Consider the following 4354-nt stretch of genomic DNA (forward strand, 5'->3'; position numbering starts at 1 on the left):
TTCGTTGCCGTATACGAGCGCCTCCGGGGGTGCATACCAGGCCTGGTAGGTCTGCTCCTGGCCCGAGAAAGTCACAAACTTCACTGTCGTCTTATCGCCATAGTAACCACCCGAGAAATACATGGATTTCAGGTCAGAGAAAGCACGGTCGATGTAGCCATCCGACTTGATGCGTGACAGTCGACCGTCGAAGGCGAATTTGCCATTGATCAGACCGGTGCCGAAACGCACATTGTTCTTCCAGGTGTTGAAAGATCCGTAGCTGTTGTCGGTTTCGGCATAAGCCTCGCGGCGCACTTTCTGGGTCTGGATGTTGATGCTGGCTCCGAAGGCGCCTGCACCGTTGGTAGACGTACCCACACCTCGCTGCACCTGCATGTCTTCCACAGAGGAGGCAAAATCCGGCATGTTCACAAAGAAGGTACCGTGGCTTTCGGAGTCGTTAACAGGTATACCATTCACAGTCACGTTGATACGCGTGATATCAGAGCCACGAATGCGAATACCGGTATACCCCACGCGCGCCGGCGTCAGAGTTTACCACAACGGAGGGCACTTGCTCCAACAGGTATGGAAGATCCTGACCGAAGTTGCGCTCCGCTATCTCTTCGCGTGTTACATTCGTAAAAGTAGTGCCTGTTCGCTCATTAGCTCGTGTAGACGACACGAGCACTTCGCCGGTGCTCACGCTGGCAGGCTGCAGCGCCATGTTCACGCTTGTGTCAACAATCAGCCTGATTAGTCTGCTGGCTTTGTTGTAGCCCAGATAAGAAACCTGCAGGTTATACTCGCCTTCCGGCAGATTTTGAAATTGATAACGGCCATCCTGGCCAGATACGGTGACATGGTTGCTGCCAGCCAGTACGACGGTGGCTCCCGCCAGCGCTTCGTTTTTGGCAGCATCGGTTACGTAGCCGCTCAGTTGATACTGAGCAAGCAACTGCAATGGCAACAGTATAACTGCCATCACAATCAGTAATTTTTTCATTGGTGTGTAAGAAATGAATAAGTTGAAACATACAGACCTGCCTGGGGCCGGCAGCCTGCTACATTGTTTCCCCGCGTTTTTCCCTTCGCCGGCATTACCCGGATCAGGTTCAATGGGTATGATCTCAGCCCGTTGTTATAAGGCACCCCTAAACTGCTGTAAAGGTATGGCTGATTTTCTGTGAAAACAAAACGGACCAGGGCAATTTGTGGCTAACCCACTGTATCAAGTAGTTAAGTACAATTTTATTTTATCAAAAGCCGATAACCACATGCGGGCAAACTACGTTGAAAACAATACAAGGCACATTTTCAAGCACCCGCTCACACCAAGTAGGATTTGCCAGGAAAATAGGCCGGCTGAACCAATTTTAGAGTTTAAGAAGAAATGTGATGATGATCAGCTTACTGTATACTTTAGCACTGCTAACGATACTGGCATATTACGCTTTCGCGCCACGCAAAAAGTTCAGGGGATCTTCCTCTACTGATAACGACGATGATGGAGGCGAGCCACTTGGCGACGATCTGCCAGATCTGGACCTGCCACCCGGCATATCATTGCCCATCAATGATTATGAACCGCAATATGACCTGAGACGCATCAAGGTTCCCAAGTTTCCGGAGCCTTCCCTGCAATGAAACACTGTGAAACCAAAAAGTCCCCTGCTCGATCATTCGGCAGGGGACTTTTTGGTTTAGCGGTATAAGAGAACGCTACAGTACTTCCATAGTAAAGGTGCGCTCAAACACATGCTTGGGGCTAAGTAGGTTGATACCCTCCTTTTTCTCGAGTTCGCCGGACTCTCCGTCGCGTCCTGCTATACCGCACCAGGGCTCAATGCACACATACGGCGACGGTCCCGGTTTTGCCCAGATGCCCAGGTATGGGAAGCCCTCAAAGGTCATTTCGATGCGGCGCTGGTTCGTGCGGCTGCCCAATGACAATTTCTCTGAATTCAGGTTTTTGAATACCAGCGCGTCCTTTTCAAAATAGCTTCGCTTTAAAGGCAGCACCCGGTCATGCTCCAACACTTTTTGTGTGTCGCCACTTTGCAGGCCTTCATTGGTGAGCAGGTAACGGTGCAGGGTTTCTTCCTTCTCAAATTCGATGAAGTAGTCCTCGTATTTCTCTCCTCCATAAAACGGAACATTGAAGCCCGGATGACCTCCAATGGAGAAATACATCCCTTTCTTGTCGCGGTTGAACACCTGATAAGTAACTGACAATTTGTTTTTCTCGAGCTTATAGGCAATCAGGAGCCTGAACTTAAAGGGGTATACCTGGTAAGTTTCTTCATCGTCTTTGAGCTCAAACACCAGTTTGTCGTCTTCCTGCTCTATCAGCGTAAATTCCTTGTGCCTTGCAAAACCATGTCGCTTCAGGGCAAAAATCTCGTCTTCGTAGGTATAAGTGCCTTCGGGCAGCTCGCCCACAATCGGGAAAAGGTTAGGTGCATGGCTTGCCCATATCGCCGGGTCGGCCTGCCAGATAAATTCCAGCTGCTCATCCAACTTGATGAAGTGCTGCAACTCGGCGCCTTTGCTCTCGACGCCCACCTTAAAGTTATAATTCTGTAAATAATATAGCATGGCCAGGTATAGGTTTAGGTATGTTGCCGGAGCAATGCATCGACACGTCCGATCGCCTTTTCGAGACGGTCTTCATGCTGTCCGCTAATCTCCAGATAGGGCATTCCAAGCGCTTCCAACTCCCGCTTATACCAATCATAAAAGAACTGGCGCAAATGCGGATGCTCCCGTTGCGGATCAGGCTCCCACGGCAAATCAACGCCCATCAGCAGGTAAAGGTTGTAGTCCTGCTGCTTTAGTTTCTGCAGCACCCAGTTGGGGCACTGCCCGAAGGCATGCTCGCTCCAAATCTTGATCACCAGCAGATCAGTGTCAGCGAATAAAATGCGACTAGCCTCTTGCTGTAGTTGGTTTTCCAGCGCCATCTGTCCTTTGGCAATTTCCTCGAGGTCCTGCAAGGTATAGGGCCTATCCAGGTCTTCGATGTAGGTGCGTGCATACTCGGGTACCCACACCGTATTGTAGTGCGCGGCCAACTGCTGCGACAGCGTAGATTTACCCGTAGACTCAGGCCCTGTGATGGCGACTTTTAGCATAGGGCAAAGGTATAGCAAAAAAAGCTGCCGCCAATAGGTAGACCCTACTGACGGCAGCTCTGGTGCACTCGGTTAAAGTTAGTGTACCTTAGTCGCAATGGTTATCGCTGATCCAATCACCAATTTTGCCAGCAGCGGCTTTTACGGATTTGTTGCTTGGCATATTAGCTATGTTTTGCGGTGTTAGTTTTACCTGAGCTCTGAGGTATGTTTCGATGGTTTGCACGGCAACTGCTAACTCAGCTGGCATTTCAAACTCGTCGTTGCAGGCTTCGTTTAGATATAGAGCTCCTAGTTGAAGAAACGCTGCTTTAGCATCAGCAATACCTCCCTTGGCGTTTGATGAACGGAAGATAGCACGCCCCTCTGCCTCAGTGTAGTACTTACCACCGATATTTACTTTTTCTACACACCACGCATGCGGGCTGGCGAAGAAGTAGCCTTGTGACAGGGCGCAGTTTCTTGGGGGCTCTTCGGTGCAGTAGTCGTCATAGGTTCCGATATTGCTGGTAAAGCACATTTCGCCTTGCTGCTTACCTGTTTTAACCAATATGTTGGCTTCCTGCAGCTTTATACCTTTGTATGGGTCTGCAAATGTGAAATATACTGTACCTGAGCCGGCTTTCAGCAGCTCACCTAAGGCATCGCTCAAATCCAGCTTCAGTAGATTTTGATCTACTACGCCCGGTGAGGTACAGCTGCCATCTGAGTAGCCCAGCGTGATGCCGTTGCCAGGAGTAAAAGTTTGATTCCCAACTTTAATACTCGCTGTTGCGATATAGCTTGCCGATAGCGGCACCATGTTTCCGTCGCAGTCGGTAAGTTTAATATCGAGGTGGCTTAGCCCTGCACCTTGCACACCTGCCCCTGGACCAGCGATGGTAAAGGACCATACACCATTGCCTTCTTTTGTCAATAGGCCTACTGTATAGCCGCCAATTTGCACATTGTTGGCTAGGCTGCCGCTAAGAGAGGCTGTTGGGTTTACATCATCGCTTTCTTTGGAACAAGCAACCGCCACAAACGCTAGCAAGAAAAACAGGAACGCGTGCTTAAATACTTTTTTCATAAATTTTAAGGGTTATAGTTAGTAATGGTTTTAGTGTATAGCAACTAGTAGACGAGTCAAGCTTAGCAGTCGGAAGAATTGAAATTTAACCTGATCCTCTCCTGTCATCATTCGCAAGGATTTGTACGAAAGTGCAATTATTATATATTATATATTTAATATTATTTTG

At 49.0% G+C, this 4354-nt stretch carries 6 protein-coding genes and 1 riboswitch; of the genes, 1 reads left to right on the plus strand and 5 read right to left on the minus strand.

The window, feature by feature from the left end:
- Both O71_RS25365 and O71_RS25370 read right to left on the minus strand, forming a co-directional pair.
- A partial coding sequence (locus O71_RS25365) for a TonB-dependent receptor plug domain-containing protein (protein WP_237717750.1) occupies positions 1 to 519 on the minus strand: 519 nt, incomplete at its 3' end.
- Positions 485 to 988 (minus strand): carboxypeptidase-like regulatory domain-containing protein, encoded by a 504-nt coding sequence (locus O71_RS25370; protein ID WP_051017723.1) that lies wholly within the window; start codon positions 986 to 988, stop codon positions 485 to 487. The genes O71_RS25370 and O71_RS25365, both read right to left, overlap by 35 nt.
- A gap of 62 nt (positions 989 to 1050) precedes the next feature.
- Positions 1051 to 1148, minus strand: a riboswitch (TPP riboswitch).
- Positions 1149 to 1380: 232 nt separating this feature from the next.
- Here O71_RS25370 and O71_RS07220 point away from each other — a divergent pair.
- On the plus strand, positions 1381 to 1629 hold the full coding sequence (locus O71_RS07220) for a hypothetical protein (protein WP_007654857.1): 249 nt from the start codon (positions 1381 to 1383) through the stop codon (positions 1627 to 1629).
- A 75-nt stretch (positions 1630 to 1704) separates the two neighbouring features.
- Here O71_RS07220 and O71_RS07225 read toward each other — a convergent pair whose 3' ends face one another.
- The 3 genes from O71_RS07225 to O71_RS07235 all read right to left on the minus strand — a co-directional run bounded on the left by O71_RS07225 (position 1705) and on the right by O71_RS07235 (position 4185).
- Complete coding sequence (locus tag O71_RS07225; protein ID WP_007654858.1) at positions 1705 to 2580, minus strand: aldose 1-epimerase family protein; 876 nt, start codon at positions 2578 to 2580, stop codon at positions 1705 to 1707.
- 14 nt (positions 2581 to 2594) lie between these two features.
- Complete coding sequence (locus tag O71_RS07230; RefSeq protein WP_007654859.1) at positions 2595 to 3116, minus strand: AAA family ATPase; 522 nt, start codon at positions 3114 to 3116, stop codon at positions 2595 to 2597.
- A gap of 88 nt (positions 3117 to 3204) precedes the next feature.
- Positions 3205 to 4185 (minus strand): hypothetical protein, encoded by a 981-nt coding sequence (locus O71_RS07235; RefSeq protein ID WP_007654860.1) that lies wholly within the window; start codon positions 4183 to 4185, stop codon positions 3205 to 3207.
- Between the last annotated feature and the right edge of the window lie 169 nt (positions 4186 to 4354).

Source organism: Pontibacter sp. BAB1700, assembly GCF_000277005.1.
GTDB classification, from domain to species: Bacteria; Bacteroidota; Bacteroidia; order Cytophagales; family Hymenobacteraceae; genus Pontibacter; species Pontibacter lucknowensis.

Bases quoted from the DNA above. Each gene is read 5' to 3' on its own strand.
- O71_RS25370 (WP_051017723.1), bottom strand. From the start codon at position 988: ATGAAAAAATTACTGATTGTGATGGCAGTTATACTGTTGCCATTGCAG.
- O71_RS07220 (WP_007654857.1), top strand. From the start codon at position 1,381: ATGATGATCAGCTTACTGTATACTTTAGCACTGCTAACGATACTGGCA.
- O71_RS07225 (WP_007654858.1), bottom strand. From the start codon at position 2,580: ATGCTATATTATTTACAGAATTATAACTTTAAGGTGGGCGTCGAGAGC.
- O71_RS07230 (WP_007654859.1), bottom strand. From the start codon at position 3,116: ATGCTAAAAGTCGCCATCACAGGGCCTGAGTCTACGGGTAAATCTACG.
- O71_RS07235 (WP_007654860.1), bottom strand. From the start codon at position 4,185: ATGAAAAAAGTATTTAAGCACGCGTTCCTGTTTTTCTTGCTAGCGTTT.